Below are 14,788 nucleotides of genomic sequence, written 5' to 3'. Positions count from 1 at the left end.
GCGTGCGCTGCCATGCGCAGCGCGGAATGCGGCACGCTTGCGGTGCATTCCTGCGCCGCCGTGCCGCAGGTTGGTGCGATGCCCTACGCCCGTGCCTTGGCCTGGCGCGCCAGGCTTCTGTCCCAGGCGACCACGGCCAGCGTGCACAGGCTCAGGGCCAGGCCTGCAACGCTGGCACCCGTCCATCCCCAGTGCAGCCACACCGTCGAGCCCACGGCCGAGCCCAGCGAGGCGCCGATGAAGTACCCCGTCATGTAGACCGCATTGATGCGCGATCGCGCCGAAGGCGCCAGCGCGTAGATCACGTTCTGGTTGCTGATGTGCAGGGCCTGCAGCGCAGCATCGACGATGAGCAGCCCCGCCAGGAACCACCACAGGCTGGTGCCGCCCAGCCACAGCGCCCCCCAGCCCGCCAGCATGAGCAGGCCGCCGGCCAGCGTGGTGCGCTGCTCCAGCCCCCGGTCGGCCAGCCGGCCGGCCATGTTGGCCATGAGGGCGCCGGCCACGCCGACCAGGCCGATGAGGCCGATCTGCGCATCGCCGAACCCGTAGCCCGGCCCGGCCAGCAGCAGTGCCATGGTCGAGAACAGCACGCTCACCGTGGCAAAGCCCATGCCGCCGATCAGCGCCCGGCTGCGCAGGCGCGGCTGCTCGCGCGCCAGCGTGAGCAGGGAGCGCATCACCGCGCCATAGCCGATGCGCTGGGCCGGCTGCGCCAGCGGCAGCGCGCGCCGCAGCAGCAGGGCCACGCCGGCCGTGGCCAGGGCACCGACCCAGTACACGGCATTCCAGCCGCCCAGGTCCGAGAGCACGCCGGCCACGCTGCGCGAGGCCAGGATGCCGATCAGCAGCCCGCTCATGACCAGGCCCACGGCGCGCCCGCTGGCGCCGGGCGCCGCAAAGCTGGCCGCCATGGGCACCAGCACCTGGGCCGCGACCGAGAACAGCCCCGTCATCAGTGTGCCCGCCGCCAGCAGCGCAAAGCTGTGCGCCATGCCGCTGGCCAGCATCCCCAGCGCGGCCAGCAGCATCAGGCCCAGCACCAGGCGGCGGCGTTCCAGCATGTCGCCCAGCGGCACGAGCAGCAGCAGTCCCAGCGCATAGGAGACCTGGGCCATGGTCACCGTCAGCGAGGCACGCGCCTCGCTGATGCCCAGGTCCATGGCGATGGAGTGCAGCAGCGGCTGGTTGAAGTAGTTGGCGCCCGCGCACAGGCCGCAGGCCGTGGCCATGAGCAGCAGGGTGCTCTGGGGCAGCACGGGGGTGGCGGTGGCCTGCATGGGCGGCGAGGGCAGGGCGGGGGCCGGGGAGGATCTGTTCATCGGACGAATGCCTGTGGTATCTGCTGATGGGTGGCAAGCGGATGGCTCAGACCCACAGCGGCGGCCGCGCCGGCTGGGCGGTGGCGGGCAGTGCGGCCACGGCATCGACCTCGATCAGCATGCCGGGCAGGGCCAGCCGGGGCACGGGGATCAGGGTGCAGGCCGGAAAGCGCGGCAGGGTATTGCTGGGGGCGCCATCGCCGGGGGAACCATCTCCCCAATGCAGGCGCACGGCGGCCTGCCAGTCGTTGAAGCGGGCCTCCGAGTGGTCCACGATGAGCAGGGTCAGCTTGACCACCTGGCCCATGTCCGCGCCCGCCGCCTGCAGCGCCAGCTTGAGGTTGGACAGGGCCTGCTGCGCCTGGGCCGCGAAGCTGTCGGGCAGGTCTCCCGCCTGGTTCTCGCCGCCCTGGCCCGAGACGAAGGCCCATTGCGCCGGCCCGTGCACGGTGACCACATGCGTGTAGCCGTTGGGCGTGGCGTCGTAGAGACCGGCGGGCTGCAGATGGTGCAGTTGCGGGGCCGTGGAAGCGGCGGGCTGTGCCGAGGCGGCTGGAAGTGCGTCGTGTTGCATGGTGGGCCTGGAGTCCGAAAGTGCGCCGGCTGGACCGGCGAGGCTTGCCAGTGTGAAACCTCAACCATAGTTGAGGTCAAATGCAGGCCTGCTTGGACCTATTTTTCCTGCGCCTATTTTCTGCTGCCATGAATCTGTCTTCTGCCGGTGTCAACGCGTCCGACCATGACGGGCCGGCCATCCTCTCCGTGGGCGAAGTGGCCCGGCGCAGCGGCATCACCGTCTCGGCCCTGCATTTCTACGAGCGCCAGGGACTGATCGAGAGCCTGCGCACGCCCGGCAACCAGCGCCGCTATGCGCGTGCCGTGCTGCGGCGCGTGGCCGTCATCAGGGTGGCCCAGCGCATGGGCGTGCCGCTGGCCGAGATTGCCGAGGCGCTGCAGGAGCTGCCCAGCGGCCGCACGCCCACGCAGGCCGACTGGAGCGCGCTGTCCGCGCGCTGGCGCCATGCGCTGGATGCGCGCATCCAGGGGCTGACCCAGCTGCGCGACCAGATCGACGGCTGCATTGGCTGCGGCTGCCTGTCCCTCAAGGTCTGCCCGCTGCGCAATGACGGCGATTGCCTGGCCAAGGACGGGCCGGGGCCGCACTTTCGCTGAATAGCATGCGCGTGGGCGCGAACAGGCCCTAGTGCTTGGGCATGGGCAGCGTGGGCGTGCGCGTGCACATCCAGCACAGCCAGCCGGCCAGCGCGCCCATGACGATGCAGTAGGCGACCAGGGCCTCGGTGATGCCGATGTGGTCCGAGAGCCAGCCCAGGCCGAGGATGGGCACGATGGTGCCCAGGTAGCCGACCACCAGGTACGTGGACAGCAGGCCCGTGCGCGTGGCCGGTGTCGAGACCTTGTTGACGATGGACATGCCCGCCAGATTGCACAGGCCGTGGCCCGCCGCCGTGGTGATCACGCTGAGCGCGAACAGCAGGGCCGAGCCCGCAAAGCTGTTGACCAGCAGCAGGAGGTTGCAGGCCACCAGGCAGGCAAAGCCCAGAATGGCCGAGCCCTTGGTCGGGCGCGGGCGCGCCAGGTACTGGAAGCCCGCCGAGAGGAACAGGATCACGCCGATGGACAGGCCCGAAACGGCCGGCCCATGCCAGGGCACCATGCGCTGCATGAAGCTGGGCGCCAGCGATGCGAACAGGCTGAACATGCCGAAGGCGCAGAACGCACACATGCCGCCCAGCGCGTAGTGGCGCGCAAAGCGGCGCTCGGGCAGGGTGATGGTGGGCATGAAATCGCGCCAGTGCAGCGCACGTGCCTGGGTGGAGGCCAGCTCCGCCGGCTCGGCAATGCGCACCTGGTACAGCGCATAGATGGCCAGCAGGCCCAGCCCCAGCGAGGGGATATAGGCCGTGACCAGCGGCCAGGGCAGCCACTGCGCGATCAGCCCGCCCACCACGGGGCCCAGCCCGAAGCCGAAGGCAATGGTCAGGCTGGTCGTGGCCGCGGCGCGCTGCAGGTCGCCCCGGTTGTTGAGCCGGGTCATGCCCACCGAGGCCGAGGTGGTGATCAGCCCCGAAGCCACGCCGATCACCACGCGGCCCAGCGCAAAGCTGGGCACGTTCCAGGCCACGGTGGAGGCCAGCACGCCCAGCGTCATCAGGATCAGGCCTGCGCGCAGCACGGCGACAAAGCCGAAGCGGTCGGTCAGCCGGCCCAGGAACAGCAGGCTGGCCAGCGCGCCGAACATGTAGGCCACGAAGATCTGCGTGATGTGGCTGGGCTGCAGCCCCCAGGCCTGCTGGTACAGCGGGTACAGCGGGCTGGCCAGGGCCGTGCCCATGACACCCACGCACATGGAAAAACACACCCACGCATAGGGCGGCCAACGGGTTTGCATAGAAAAAGGGAACGCGAAGAAGACGAAAGCGAGGGAAAGAGGCGCCGCGCAGGCCTTGCGCCCCGAGGCGCCGCGGCACTGTCCGGGAGCGCATGGAATCTGGAATGACCCGCAGGCCAATGGGTGAATTCTAAGAAACCCGCGTGTCCTGGGTGTTTCGCCGCCTCCGAGCCCCTGGCATGCACCCGGGCATACCGCTGGCATCGTGCGCCAGGCGGGCGGGTGTACCCTGTGGCCGTCCCTGTGTTTTCCCTTGTCCAGAGAGTCCGGCATGCCAGTTCCACCCACCGCCTTCATCACCTGCCCGCCATTGCGCAAGGCGGCTGGTGCCGCGCTTGCCGCATGCTTGCTGCTGCTGGCCGGTTGCGGCTCGGTAGGCGGCGGCGTGGGCATAGGCATTCCCGTCGGCCCGGTATCGGTGGGCGTCGGGCTGGGCAGCGGCGGGCTGAGCGCCGGTGTCGGCACGGGCGTGGGGCCGCTGGGCGTTGGCGTGGGCGTCAACCAGAGCGGCCAGGTCCTGGGCAGCGCCGGCGTGGGCGCCTCCACGGGCGTGGGCGGCGCGCGGGTGGGTGTGGGCGTGGGCTCGTCCACCGTGCTGCACGACCCGCAGCGCTCCGCCACCCAAACACCGCAGGAGCCCGCACCTGCAGCGCCCTCCCAGACCCCCGCCGGCCAGCTGCAATGGCGCGACGCCAGCGGTCAGGTCGTACCGGCCTGCCGCGTCGACGGGCGTTGCTAACGCTTAAGGGTATGCGTCGCCCTGGAAGGTGCGCCTGGCCCAGCCTAGCGCAGCCGCTCAGGGGGTACTTCGGTTCATCCCGCCCAGACGATACGGTCCCGGCCCGCGTTCTTGGCGAGGTACAGGCGCCGGTCGGCATCGGCCAGCAATTGGTCGGCGCTGTTGTCGGGCGAAGGCGCCATGCTGGCCACACCCAGGCTGACGGTCAGCGCATGGCCCAGGGGCGATGCGGCGTGGGGCAGGTCCAGCGCCCTGAGCGCATCGACGATGCCCTGCGCAACCAGCACCGCGCCGTCCAGCGCCGTATGGGGCAGCAGGCAGACGAATTCCTCGCCGCCATAGCGCGCCAGCAGGTCGCCAGGCCGGTGCAGCGCGCCCTGTATGGCCTGGGACAGCTGGCTCAGGCATTCATCGCCGACCAGATGGCCGTAGTGGTCGTTGTAGGCCTTGAAGTGGTCCACATCGATCATCACCAGCGACAGCGGCTCGCCCAGCCGCTGCAGGCGCATGAACTCGCGCTCCAGCTGGGCGCCGAAAAAGCGCCGGTTGGCCGTGCCCGTCAGCCCGTCGCTGTGCGAGAGCAGCTGCAGCATCTTGCGCTGCTGTGCAATCTCCAGATGCGTGCGCACACGCGCCTTGAGCACGGGCGGGCGAAAGGGCTTGGTCACGAAATCCACCGCGCCCAGGTTCAGTCCCAGTTCCTCGCAATGGGGCTCGGTCAGCGCCGTGAGAAAGATGACGGGGATGTGGGCGGTTTCCAGGTCCGCCTTCAGGCGCCGGCAGACCTCGAAGCCGTCCATCTCGGGCATGCGGATGTCCAGCAGGATGAGGTCGGGCAGGTACTGGCGAGCCAGGGTCAGCGCGTCCTCGCCCGTGTGGGCCATGAGCACGCTGCACAGATCCTTGATCACCTGGCAGATGATGGCGGCGTTGTCCGGGACGTCGTCCACCACAAGCACCTTCTGCCCGGCAGGCAAGGGCTGTAGCGGGTTGGGCAGCGTAGGGGGGAAGGCGGAGTAGGGCATGGCCGGTGGGATTTCGGGCCGAGAATACCCCGGAACCCGCAGCCCTGGATAGGGCGCAGGGGGTGTGGACAATTTGTAAAGATCTCTGTCTTCGGCAGGCAGGCGGCCCGGTGACCTCAGGCGTATAGAGGCTCTTCCTGCATCGCCTCGATCTGCTCGTTGAGCATGTCCACCTGCCCGCGCCAGTAGTCGGGCGTGCCGAACCAGGGGAAGTTGATGGCAAAGATCGGGTCGTCCTGGCGCCGCGCCAGCCAGGCGCTGTAGTGGATGAGGCGCAGCGTGCGCAGCGGCTCGATCAGGGCCAGCTCGCGGCGGTCGAAGGGGCGGAACTGCTCATAGCCATCCAGCAGGGCCCCCAGCTGGCGCGTGCGCTGGCTTCGGTCGCCCGACAGCAGCATCCACAGGTCCTGCACGGCCGGGCCCGTGCGCGCATCGTCCAGGTCCACGAAATGCGGGCCGCCATGGCCTTCGTCGTCCAGCGGCGTCCACAGCACGTTGCCGGGATGGCAGTCGCCGTGCAGGCGCAGCGTGCGCGCGCTGTGCAGGCCGAAGTGGCCGGCTGCGCTCAGGCCGTCGGCAGCGGGTGCCATCAGCTCAAGGGCGCGCTGGCAGGCGGCTTTCCAGGTGGACTCCACCTCCAGCGGAATCATTTTCCGGTCCAGCAGCCATTGCATGGAGTCGTGGCCGAAGGTGGCCAGGTCCAGCGCGGGCCGGTGCACAAACGGGCGCGCTTCGCCCACGGTGTGGATGCGGGCCAGGAAGCGCCCGGTCCACTCCAGCACCTCGAAATCGTCCAGCTCGGGCGGGCGGCCACCGCGCCAGGGGCTGACCGAGAAATCAAAGCCCGCGTAGCTGTGCAGCGTGGCACCTGCCAGCACCAGCGGGGGCACGGCAGGCACTTCGGCGGCCGTCAGCTCGGCGCTGAAGGCGTGCTCCTCCAGGATCTGATCGCGGCTCCAGCGGCCCGGGCGGTAGAACTTCAGCACCACGCGTTCGCCGTCCTCCAGCACGGCCTGGTAGACGCGGTTTTCGTAGGAGGCCAGGGCCGTGAGCCGGCCATCGCCCCACAGGCCGACCGAGGCCAGTGCGTCGAGCACGGCGTCGGGCGTAAGCCGGGCATAGGCGTGCGAACCGGCATCGGGGACGGCACTCAGATCAGGATCGTATGGTGTGGCAGACATGGGGAGATTGTCGCCGGGCTGGCTTAAGCTTTGCGTCCGCCCGACAACGCCGATCCGTCCGCCGTGCCGCTGCTGCCCCACTTCCTGCAATCCCATGCCATCGCCAGTGCGGCCGGGCCATCCGACGACTGGAGCGCCTGGCACCTCGGCCGTGGCCGCTATGCGGTCTGGGTGGTGACGATGCAGGCGCTGGCCCCGCCTGTGCGCGACGCAGTGCAAGCCGCCTGTGCGCAGGCACGCCGCTGGCTGGGCGCGGCGCTGGTCCCGCACTGCCAGCGGCAACTGCACGTGACCCTGGCCACCGCGGGCTTTCTGGATGGCGGTGCGCAACTGCCGCAGGCCTACGGCGCGGCGCAACTGTCGCGCGACCTGCTCGCGCTGCAGCACCTGCCGGCCGCGCCGCTGCAGCTGGAGTTCGGTGGCTGGGGAAGTTTCGAGATGGCGCCCTACCTTCAGGTGCGCGACGTCAGGCCGGACGGCTGCACGCTGCACGGACTGCATGGCGTGCTCGCGCAGACAGGGCCAGGGCTGGCGCTGACCGAGGCGATGCGCCCCTACGTGCCCCATGTGACGCTGGGCGCCTGGAGCGCTGCCTGGCCCCGTGACCAGGTGCTGCAATGGATGAGCGGCCTGCCAATGCAGGAGCACTGGCAGGCCGCCGTGGGCGAGATCGCGCTGGTCAGCTATGCAGCCGATGTGCTGCACGGGCCGTTGACCTGTCACGCCCGCTACGACCTCCTGGGCCGCAGGCTGCACTGGCTGCAGAGGCCGGACTGGGCCTGATCAGGCCAGGGTGATCTGCACGTCGATGTTGCCGCGCGTGGCGTTGGAGTAGGGGCAGACCTGGTGGGCCGCGTCCACCAGGGCCTGGGCGGCGGCCCTGTCCATGCCGGGCAGGCTGACCTTCAGGCGCGCGGCGATGCCGTAGGCGTTGGGGATGGTGCCCAGGTCCACTTCGGCGTCGATGGCCAGGTCCTGGGGCAGGCTGATCTTCTGCTTGCCGGCCACGGCCTTGATGGCGCCGATGAAGCAGGCCGAGTAGCCGGCGGCGAACAGTTGCTCGGGGTTGGTGCCCGTGCCGCTGGTGCCTGGCGAGGACAGGGTCACATCCAGGCGTCCGTCATCGGTGCGCGAGGCGCCGTCGCGGCCGCCGGTGGTGTGGGCACGTGCGGTGTAGAGGACTTTTTCGAGCTGGGCCATGGTGTCTTCCTTTTGCAAAGTTGTCCGGCGGTGCGGACGGGTGGAGGAAATCGTCTGTGGGTGGTCGTCAATCGCTGCGGCGCGGCACCAGCCGCTGGCGCAGTGCGCCCAGTTGCTGCGTCAGCGCCTGCAACTCGGGCAGCGTGCACTGCGTGCTCTGCAGCACGCAGGCGGGAATCTTTTCAGCCGCATCGCGCAGTGCCCGGCCTTGCGGGGTGAGCGTGATGCGCACGCGCCTCTCGTCCTGCGCATCGCGCACCCGCTCCAGCAGGCCTGCGCCTTCCAGGCGCTTGAGCAACGGGGTCAGCGTGCCCGAATCCAGATACAGCTGTTCGCCGATCTCGGACACGGTCAGGCCGTCGCGCTCCCACAGCACCAGCATCACCAGGTACTGCGGATAGGTCAGGCCGATGCCATCGAGCAGGGGCTTGTACAGCTTGGTCATGGCCAGCGATGCCGAGTACAGCGCGAAGCAGACCTGGTTGTCCAGGCGCAGAAGCTCGGAGCTGTCGAGAGGAAGGGGGTGGCTGCTGGGCATGGGTTGAATTATTGCTGTCAATTAAATTGTGCACAACTTAATTTGAAAAACCCCTTCGGATCGGAAGGTGAAGATCCGCAGGGGTCGAGGGACCGAGGGGGCCTATCGGCCCGTGAAGCGCGCGGGGCGTTTTTCGATGAAGGAGCGCACGCCCTCGGCCGCATCCTCGCTGCTGGCCAGGCGCTGCTGCACGGGAATGAAATCGGCCACGGCGGCGGCCTGGCCCAGCTCGATGGCCTTGAGCACATTGAGCCGCGTGGCCACCACGGCCTGCGGGGCCTGGGCGGCAATGCGCTCGGCAATGCGCAGCGCCTCGGCCAGCTCCTCACCGGCCGGCACCACCTTCTGCACGAAGTTCAGGCGATAGGCCTCGGCGCTGTCGAATTCGTCGGCCGTCAGCAGGTGCAGCATGGCATTGCCCACGCCCGCACGTTCGGCCATGCGCAGCGTGGCGCCGCCCGTGGGCATGATGCAGCGCTGCACCTCCAGCTGGGAAAAGCGGCAGTCGTCGGCCGCGACCACGATGTCGGCGCCCAGCATCAGCTCGATGCCCACCGTGAAGCAGATGCCCTTGACGGCCACCACCATGGGCTTGGCGCGGCGCCGGTAGCCGACCAGGCCGTAGTCGTGCGGCTCCACCAGGCCTTGCGGGATGGCCTTCCTGCCCGAGCGCAGGTACTCCGCCATCACCGGCAGGTCCAGCCCCGCCGTGAAATGGCTGCCGAACGCATGCAGCACGCCCACGCGCAATTGCGGGTCGTCGTCCAGCCGGGTATAGGCCTCGGCCAGCTGCTGGAACATGGGGGGCGTCCAGCCGTTGCGCTTGGCGGGACGGTTGATGCCGATCAGCAGCACATGGCCGCGCACTTCGCAGCTGATGCAGCCTTCGGGCGGCGGGGTGGGGGTGTTGATGTCCATGCGTGTCTCCTGCGCATGGACCTTAGAGCAGGCCAGGGATGGGTGCAGTCGCGCAGAGGACGGTTGAAAACGAAATGAATATCTAAGCAATGCTTTCGTTTTCTGAGGTTTGGGAAGCTGATCGATGAAAATCGATAAGTTCGTTTCGATTCATTGCCAGCGCCATTGCCGATCGATAAGATCGAAACCATGCTTTCGATTTCATTGAAGCCATGAAGATCTCCATCGACTCTGTGGATGCACTCGGTGACGCGGTATGGGCCGTTCGCAAGGCGCGGCGCTTGCGCCAGGACGATGCAGCAGGCGCCGCAGGCGTGAGCCATGTCTTTGTGCGGGACGTGGAGCGCGGCAAGCCCACGGTCCAGTTTGGGCGCGTGCTGCAACTGCTGTCCGAACTGGGAATCGAGGTGCTCATTGACCTTCCCGAGGGAACCGAGCAGGCCTATCTGCAGCGCCGCCAGGCCAGGCTGCCATCTGAGTCCCATGGTTCCCACGAGTACCGAACGCGCCAGGGCGCACCGGACGGAGGGCCAGCCGCTGAAGTCAGGGAGGAGCCCGGTGTCCGCGACTCGGACGATGCGTTCTTCCGCACCGCCTTCGAAAAGAACAGGCCGTGACCGCACGCATCCTGGACGTATTCATCAACGGCCGGCTTGCCGGAAAGCTGGTCGAAAACAGGGATGTCTGGGGCTTTGCCTATGAGGAGGAGTGGATGGGCGACCCTCGCGCTTTCCCATTGGCGCCCGGCATTTCCTTGGCAAAGCGCAGGCACATCGACGGATCTACGCACCGCAGCGTCCAATGGTTCTTCGACAACCTGCTGCCCGAGGAAGCACTGCGCAGTGCGATCAGCAAAGAGCTGGAGGTGAATGAGCACGATGCCTTCGGCCTGTTGCAGGCCCTTGGCGCGGAATCGGCCGGATCCCTGGTCCTGCTGCCGCCTGGGGCGGGTGCAGCCGAGCGCGGCGCAAGGAGGCTGGAGTTCGGCGAACTGTCACTAAGACTCAGGAACTTGCCGCGCACATCCTTGCATGCCGGATCACCCAAGCGCATGTCCCTGGCTGGAGCGCAGCACAAAATGGTGGTGCTGTACGACGAGAAAACCGCTCGCCTGCAGGAACCCTTCCAAGGGACGGCTTCCAGCCATATCCTCAAGCCGGACTCCACGGCCGAAGGCTATCCGCACTCGACCGTCAACGAGGCCTTCACCATGAAGCTTGCCGGGCGCCTGGGGCTTGATGTGCCGCCGGTACACCTGCTGTACACGCCCGAGCCGGCCTATGTCATCAACCGCTTTGACCGCGTGTTTGATGAAGCGTCCCAAGAGTGGCTGCGACTGCATGTGGTGGATGCCTGCCAACTGCTCGACCTGGCCCGGACTTTCAAATATCAAGGAGCCAGCATCCAGACACTGGCGTCGTTGATGGACCGCTGCCGCGAAAAGGCGCACGCCCGGATGGGCATCTATCAGTGGCTGCTGTTCAACACCCTGGTGGGCAACAGCGACAGTCATCTGAAGAATCTGTCGTTCCTGGTGGACCGGGGCGGCGTCAGGCTGGCGCCGTTCTACGATCTCCTGAGCACCGCCGTCTATCACACGCGGGCTTACGCCGATGAACATGCGGTATGGCCACAGGAGCGGCTGACGGTTCCGCTTGCGGGTGCGGCCTTCTTTGCCGACGTGACCTACGGAAAGCTGCTGGCCGCAGGTACGGCCTTGGGCCTGACCCAGAGCACAAGCGGACGTGTGCTCGACAGGATGCTTGGCATGCTGGCTCCGCAGGCCGATACGTTGATCGCAGAATTCGAGGCTGGCCAGCTCCACCAGCCTGCCGACTCTGCAATGGACCATTCCACAAGAAGTGCCCACCTGAGAATGCTCAGGTCGATACGTCACATCGTCATCGAGGACATGCTGGCGCTGGTGCGCAAAACCAAGTAGCGCGCGGCCACCAAAACAAAAGGCGAAGGCCAGCCTGAGCTGCCTTCGCCTTCGCTTGGCCTTGGGGGCGGTGTATCAGTAGCTGTACACGCCGCGGCCCGTCTTGCGGCCCAGGCGGCCGGCGGCCACCATTTCCTTGAGCAGGGGGCAGGGACGGTACTTGCTGTCGCCGAATTCCTTGAGGTAGACCTCCATCACGGCCAGGCACACGTCCAGGCCGATCATGTCGGCCAGGGCCAGCGGGCCGATGGGCTGGTTGCAGCCCAGCTTCATGCCGGCGTCAATGTCCTCGGCCGATGCCAGGCCTTCGGCCAGCACGAAGAAGGCCTCGTTGATCATGGGCACCAGGATGCGGTTGACCACGAAGCCGGGGGCATTCTTCACGGTGATGGGGCTCTTGCCCAGGCGCTCGGACAGTTCCTTGACCGTGGCGTGCGTCTCGTCGCTGGTCTGCAGGCCGACGATGATCTCCACCAGCGCCATCATGGGCACGGGGTTGAAGAAGTGCATGCCGATGAACTTGTCGGCACGGCCCGTCACGGCGGCCAGCTGGGTGATGGAGATGGACGAGGTGTTGGTGGCGACGATGACGTCGGCATCCAGCAGGGCGTCCAGCTGCTTGAGGATCTTGACCTTGAGCTCGTAGTTCTCGGTGGCGGCCTCGATGACCAGCTGCGCGCCCTTGAGCGCCGCGTAGTCGGTCGATGTCTTGATGCGGGCCAGGGCGGCGGCCTTGTCGGCCTCGGTCAGCTTTTCCTTCTTGATCAGGCGGTCCAGGCTGCCCGAGACGGTGGCCACGCCCTTCTGGACGGCGGCATCGGAGATGTCCACCATGACCACGTCGATGCCCGATACCGCGCAGGCCTGCGCGATGCCGTTGCCCATGGTGCCTGCGCCGATGATGCCTACGGTTTGAATTGCCATGACTGTCAGTCTCCTCAAACGAACAAAGTGAATGCGAACGTGAATGCGATCCAGCGATCGTAGCGGGATTCGGAGCATCCACCGGGTTTGCCCCGGCTTGCGGCGCCGCGCAGGCGACTGCAACAGTGGATGGCTACACCGCAGGGGAGGGGGAGGCATGCTGGACTACATCGTGATCGGAGGCGGCTCGGCGGGCTCGGTGCTGGCCGGGCGGCTCAGCGAGGATGCGCAGACGCAGGTGGCGCTGCTGGAGGCCGGGCCGGCCGACTCCAGCGTGCTCATCCACTGTCCGGCGGGCATGGCCGCCATGGCCAAGGGCGGGCGCCACAGCTGGGGCCTGTCCACCGTGCCCCAGCCGGGCCTGGGCGGGCGGCGTGGCCACCAGCCGCGCGGCAAGGTGCTGGGCGGCTCCAGCGCGGTCAACGCCATGGTCTATGTGCGCGGCCAGCCGGCCGACTACGACCACTGGGCGGCCCAGGGCAACCCGGGCTGGAGCTGGAGCGAGGTGCTGCCCTATTTCCTGCGCGCCGAACACAACGAACGCGGCGCCGATGCCTGGCACGGCACGGGCGGGCCGCTGAACGTGGCCGAGCTGCGCGATCCCAACCCGTTGTCCCGGGCCTTCGTGCAGGCGGGCGTGCAGGCCGGCCATGCGCACAACGCGGATTTCAACGGCCAGGCGCAGGAGGGCGTGGGCCTGTACCAGGTCACCCAGCGCGACGGCGAGCGCCACCACGTCGCCAAGGCCTATCTGGCGCCGCACCGTGCCAGGCCCAATCTGCGCGTGGAAACGGGTGCCCAGGTGCTGCGCATTCTGTTCGAGGGCCGGCGCGCCGTGGGCGTGGAGTACCTGCAGGGCGGTACGGTGCAGCAACTGCACTGCCGGCGCGAGGTGCTGCTTTGCGGCGGCGCACTGCTGTCGCCGCAGCTGCTGATGCTGTCTGGCGTGGGGCCGGGCGATCACCTGCGTTCGCTGGGCATCGATGTGGTCCACCACCTGCCCGGCGTGGGCGCCCATCTGCATGACCACCCGGATGTGGTGCTGGTGGTCGATGGCGCGCAGCTGACCGACAGCTTCGGCCTGTCACTGGGCGGTGCGCGCAGATTGCTGGCCGCCGTGGGCCAATGGCGCAGCCAGCGGCGCGGCATGCTGACCACCAACTTTGCCGAGGCGGGCGGCTTCATCCGCAGCAGCCCTGGCGAGGCTGCGCCCGACCTGCAGCTGCACTTCGTGGTGGCCAAGCTGGTGGACCATGGGCGCAAGACGGTCTGGGGCCACGGCTATTCCCTGCATGTCTGCGTGCTGCAGCCGGCCAGCCGGGGCAGCCTGCGCCTGGCCAGTGCCGACCCGCTGGCCCTGCCGCTGGTGGATCCGGCCTTTTTCTCCGACGCGCAGGACCTGCGGCGCATGGTGAACGGCGTGCGCCGCGCCCGCGAGATCCTGGCCCAGCCGGCGCTGGCGGCCCTGGGCGGGCGCGAGATGCCGGCCTCGGCCGGCGCGCAGGACGATGCGGGCATCGAGGCCTTCATCCGCAGCCATGCCGACACCATCTACCACCCCGTGGGCAGCTGCCGCATGGGGCCGGGGCCCATGGACGTGGTCGATGCGCAGCTGCGTGTCTACGGCCTCAAGGGCCTGCGCGTGGTCGATGCCTCGGTCATGCCGCGCATCGTCAGCGGCAACACCAATGCGCCCACGGTGATGATCGCGGAGAAGGCGGTGGAAATGATCCGCGCCGCAGCGCGCTGAAGAACGGCCGGATCTCAGGCCCTGAAGCGCCTGCGCGTCATCGCCAGCGCAAACCAGTAGGCCGCCACCGTGGTGGCGGCCAGCACCAGGCCGTGGCGCAGCGGGTGGGCCGGCCACTCGTCCATGAACAGCGGGCGCACCAGCTCCACGGCATTGGTCAGCGGCAGCCAGTCCGAGGCCAGGCGCACGGCCTCGGGCAGCTGCTCGCGCGGGAAGAACACGCCGGACAGGAACATCATGGGCGTGAGCACCAGGGTGAAGTAGTAGGTGAAGAAGTCATAGCCCTTGGCCAGGGCGTTGAAGATCAGCGCGATGCTGGAGAACATGATGCCCACGCACAGCAGCACGGGCCAGGCCACCAGCAGCCTGGGCGAATGGCTGATGCCCAGCGCCAGCATCACGCCCAGGATGGCGGTGACCGTGAACAGCGCCTTGAAGGCGGCCCAGAGCATCTCGGCCAGCAGCACGCTGTCCAGGCTGATGGGCGCGTTCATGATGCCGTCCCAGGTCTTTTGCACATGCATGCGCGAGAAGGCCGAGTACAGCGCCTCGAAGCTGGCGGCATTCATGGCGCTCATGCAGATGGAGCCGCTGGCCAGGAACAGGATGTAGGGCACCTGCCGGCCCGTGGTGCCCACGGTGACCTCGCCCACCAAGGCGCCCATGCCGTAGCCGAAGGCCACCAGCCACATCAGCGGCTCGGCGATGTTGCCGATCAGGCTGGGCAGGGCCAGCTTGCGCCACACCAGCAGGTTGCGCAGGAACACCGGCCACCAGCGCAGCGACAGGTCGGGGGGGCGCCAGATGCTGGGGGTGTCCGATGCGGGTTCGGTCAT

General features: G+C 68.1%; 16 protein-coding genes. 6 read left to right on the top strand and 10 right to left on the bottom strand.

Going from position 1 to position 14,788, the window contains the following annotated elements; genetic code table 11:
* Positions 1 to 83 precede the first annotated feature (83 nt).
* Positions 84 to 1,322: an MFS transporter gene (locus ACF8LI_RS01345; RefSeq protein WP_392411776.1), complete on the bottom strand. Its 1,239-nt coding sequence runs from the start codon at positions 1,320 to 1,322 to the stop codon at positions 84 to 86.
* Between the two features lie 46 nt (positions 1,323 to 1,368).
* On the bottom strand, positions 1,369 to 1,896 hold the full coding sequence (locus tag ACF8LI_RS01340) for a RidA family protein (protein WP_074920623.1): 528 nt from the start codon (positions 1,894 to 1,896) through the stop codon (positions 1,369 to 1,371).
* 128 nt (positions 1,897 to 2,024) lie between these two features.
* On the opposite strand from ACF8LI_RS01340, the gene soxR reads away from it, so the two are divergent.
* Positions 2,025 to 2,495 (top strand): redox-sensitive transcriptional activator SoxR, encoded by a 471-nt coding sequence (soxR, locus tag ACF8LI_RS01335; protein WP_392411774.1) that lies wholly within the window; start codon positions 2,025 to 2,027, stop codon positions 2,493 to 2,495.
* 28 nt (positions 2,496 to 2,523) lie between these two features.
* Here soxR and ACF8LI_RS01330 read toward each other — a convergent pair whose 3' ends face one another.
* Positions 2,524 to 3,693 carry an MFS transporter gene (locus ACF8LI_RS01330; RefSeq protein WP_061287164.1) on the bottom strand — a complete coding sequence of 390 codons (1,170 nt, stop codon included), beginning with the start codon at positions 3,691 to 3,693 and terminating at the stop codon, positions 2,524 to 2,526.
* 313 nt (positions 3,694 to 4,006) lie between these two features.
* On the opposite strand from ACF8LI_RS01330, the gene ACF8LI_RS01325 reads away from it, so the two are divergent.
* Positions 4,007 to 4,474 (top strand): hypothetical protein, encoded by a 468-nt coding sequence (locus tag ACF8LI_RS01325; RefSeq protein WP_392411772.1) that lies wholly within the window; start codon positions 4,007 to 4,009, stop codon positions 4,472 to 4,474.
* Positions 4,475 to 4,548: 74 nt separating this feature from the next.
* Here the strand turns inward: ACF8LI_RS01325 and ACF8LI_RS01320 are convergent, their stop codons facing one another.
* Entirely contained in the window at positions 4,549 to 5,499 is a 951-nt protein-coding gene (locus tag ACF8LI_RS01320; protein ID WP_016446559.1) for a diguanylate cyclase, read from the bottom strand.
* Between the two features lie 116 nt (positions 5,500 to 5,615).
* Positions 5,616 to 6,680, bottom strand: coding sequence for a serine/threonine protein kinase (locus ACF8LI_RS01315; RefSeq protein ID WP_016446558.1), 1,065 nt, complete (start codon positions 6,678 to 6,680; stop codon positions 5,616 to 5,618).
* Positions 6,681 to 6,710: 30 nt separating this feature from the next.
* On the opposite strand from ACF8LI_RS01315, the gene ACF8LI_RS01310 reads away from it, so the two are divergent.
* Positions 6,711 to 7,463, top strand: coding sequence for a 2'-5' RNA ligase family protein (locus ACF8LI_RS01310; protein ID WP_392411770.1), 753 nt, complete (start codon positions 6,711 to 6,713; stop codon positions 7,461 to 7,463).
* Here the strand turns inward: ACF8LI_RS01310 and ACF8LI_RS01305 are convergent, their stop codons facing one another.
* The 3 genes from ACF8LI_RS01305 to ACF8LI_RS01295 all read right to left on the bottom strand — a co-directional run bounded on the left by ACF8LI_RS01305 (position 7,464) and on the right by ACF8LI_RS01295 (position 9,336).
* Positions 7,464 to 7,880, bottom strand: coding sequence for an organic hydroperoxide resistance protein (locus tag ACF8LI_RS01305; RefSeq protein ID WP_016451896.1), 417 nt, complete (start codon positions 7,878 to 7,880; stop codon positions 7,464 to 7,466). It lies immediately after the preceding gene.
* Positions 7,881 to 7,947: 67 nt separating this feature from the next.
* Positions 7,948 to 8,418, bottom strand: coding sequence for a MarR family winged helix-turn-helix transcriptional regulator (locus tag ACF8LI_RS01300; RefSeq protein WP_047218473.1), 471 nt, complete (start codon positions 8,416 to 8,418; stop codon positions 7,948 to 7,950).
* A gap of 102 nt (positions 8,419 to 8,520) precedes the next feature.
* A complete protein-coding gene (locus ACF8LI_RS01295) occupies positions 8,521 to 9,336 on the bottom strand; it encodes a crotonase/enoyl-CoA hydratase family protein (protein ID WP_047218472.1) in 816 nt (271 codons plus the stop codon).
* A gap of 212 nt (positions 9,337 to 9,548) precedes the next feature.
* Here ACF8LI_RS01295 and ACF8LI_RS01290 point away from each other — a divergent pair, with 212 nt between their 5' ends.
* Together ACF8LI_RS01290 and ACF8LI_RS01285 are read left to right on the top strand one after the other, a co-directional pair.
* On the top strand, positions 9,549 to 9,953 hold the full coding sequence (locus ACF8LI_RS01290) for a helix-turn-helix domain-containing protein (protein WP_392411768.1): 405 nt from the start codon (positions 9,549 to 9,551) through the stop codon (positions 9,951 to 9,953).
* Positions 9,950 to 11,278, top strand: a complete 1,329-nt coding sequence (locus tag ACF8LI_RS01285; RefSeq protein ID WP_047326248.1) for a HipA domain-containing protein — start codon at positions 9,950 to 9,952, stop codon at positions 11,276 to 11,278. Before ACF8LI_RS01290 ends, ACF8LI_RS01285 begins: the two co-directional genes overlap by 4 nt.
* A gap of 75 nt (positions 11,279 to 11,353) precedes the next feature.
* Here ACF8LI_RS01285 and ACF8LI_RS01280 read toward each other — a convergent pair whose 3' ends face one another.
* Positions 11,354 to 12,202 (bottom strand): 3-hydroxybutyryl-CoA dehydrogenase, encoded by an 849-nt coding sequence (locus ACF8LI_RS01280; protein WP_016446551.1) that lies wholly within the window; start codon positions 12,200 to 12,202, stop codon positions 11,354 to 11,356.
* 157 nt (positions 12,203 to 12,359) lie between these two features.
* Between ACF8LI_RS01280 and ACF8LI_RS01275 the strand changes: the two genes are divergently transcribed.
* On the top strand, positions 12,360 to 13,952 hold the full coding sequence (locus tag ACF8LI_RS01275) for a GMC family oxidoreductase (protein WP_392411765.1): 1,593 nt from the start codon (positions 12,360 to 12,362) through the stop codon (positions 13,950 to 13,952).
* Between the two features lie 14 nt (positions 13,953 to 13,966).
* Here ACF8LI_RS01275 and ACF8LI_RS01270 read toward each other — a convergent pair whose 3' ends face one another.
* Positions 13,967 to 14,788 (bottom strand): ABC transporter permease, encoded by an 822-nt coding sequence (locus ACF8LI_RS01270; RefSeq protein ID WP_016446549.1) that lies wholly within the window; start codon positions 14,786 to 14,788, stop codon positions 13,967 to 13,969.

Source organism: Delftia sp. WSY_12, assembly GCF_043104645.1.
GTDB lineage: Bacteria > Pseudomonadota > Gammaproteobacteria > Burkholderiales > Burkholderiaceae_C > Comamonas > Comamonas tsuruhatensis.
Note: the sequence above shows the minus strand (reverse complement) of the source record. Positions and strands in the feature narration are given on the sequence as shown.

What these genes read in the sequence shown, in the direction of transcription:
- ACF8LI_RS01325 (WP_392411772.1), top strand. Translation starts at nt 4,007, where the DNA reads ATGCCAGTTCCACCCACCGCCTTCATCACCTGCCCGCCATTGCGCAAG.
- ACF8LI_RS01320 (WP_016446559.1), bottom strand. Translation starts at nt 5,499, where the DNA reads ATGCCCTACTCCGCCTTCCCCCCTACGCTGCCCAACCCGCTACAGCCC.
- ACF8LI_RS01315 (WP_016446558.1), bottom strand. Translation starts at nt 6,680, where the DNA reads ATGTCTGCCACACCATACGATCCTGATCTGAGTGCCGTCCCCGATGCC.
- ACF8LI_RS01300 (WP_047218473.1), bottom strand. Translation starts at nt 8,418, where the DNA reads ATGCCCAGCAGCCACCCCCTTCCTCTCGACAGCTCCGAGCTTCTGCGC.
- ACF8LI_RS01270 (WP_016446549.1), bottom strand. Translation starts at nt 14,788, where the DNA reads ATGACCGAACCCGCATCGGACACCCCCAGCATCTGGCGCCCCCCCGAC.
- soxR (WP_392411774.1), top strand. Translation starts at nt 2,025, where the DNA reads ATGAATCTGTCTTCTGCCGGTGTCAACGCGTCCGACCATGACGGGCCG.
- ACF8LI_RS01340 (WP_074920623.1), bottom strand. Translation starts at nt 1,896, where the DNA reads ATGCAACACGACGCACTTCCAGCCGCCTCGGCACAGCCCGCCGCTTCC.
- ACF8LI_RS01295 (WP_047218472.1), bottom strand. Translation starts at nt 9,336, where the DNA reads ATGGACATCAACACCCCCACCCCGCCGCCCGAAGGCTGCATCAGCTGC.
- ACF8LI_RS01345 (WP_392411776.1), bottom strand. Translation starts at nt 1,322, where the DNA reads ATGAACAGATCCTCCCCGGCCCCCGCCCTGCCCTCGCCGCCCATGCAG.
- ACF8LI_RS01330 (WP_061287164.1), bottom strand. Translation starts at nt 3,693, where the DNA reads ATGTGCGTGGGTGTCATGGGCACGGCCCTGGCCAGCCCGCTGTACCCG.
- ACF8LI_RS01275 (WP_392411765.1), top strand. Translation starts at nt 12,360, where the DNA reads ATGCTGGACTACATCGTGATCGGAGGCGGCTCGGCGGGCTCGGTGCTG.
- ACF8LI_RS01305 (WP_016451896.1), bottom strand. Translation starts at nt 7,880, where the DNA reads ATGGCCCAGCTCGAAAAAGTCCTCTACACCGCACGTGCCCACACCACC.
- ACF8LI_RS01280 (WP_016446551.1), bottom strand. Translation starts at nt 12,202, where the DNA reads ATGGCAATTCAAACCGTAGGCATCATCGGCGCAGGCACCATGGGCAAC.
- ACF8LI_RS01290 (WP_392411768.1), top strand. Translation starts at nt 9,549, where the DNA reads ATGAAGATCTCCATCGACTCTGTGGATGCACTCGGTGACGCGGTATGG.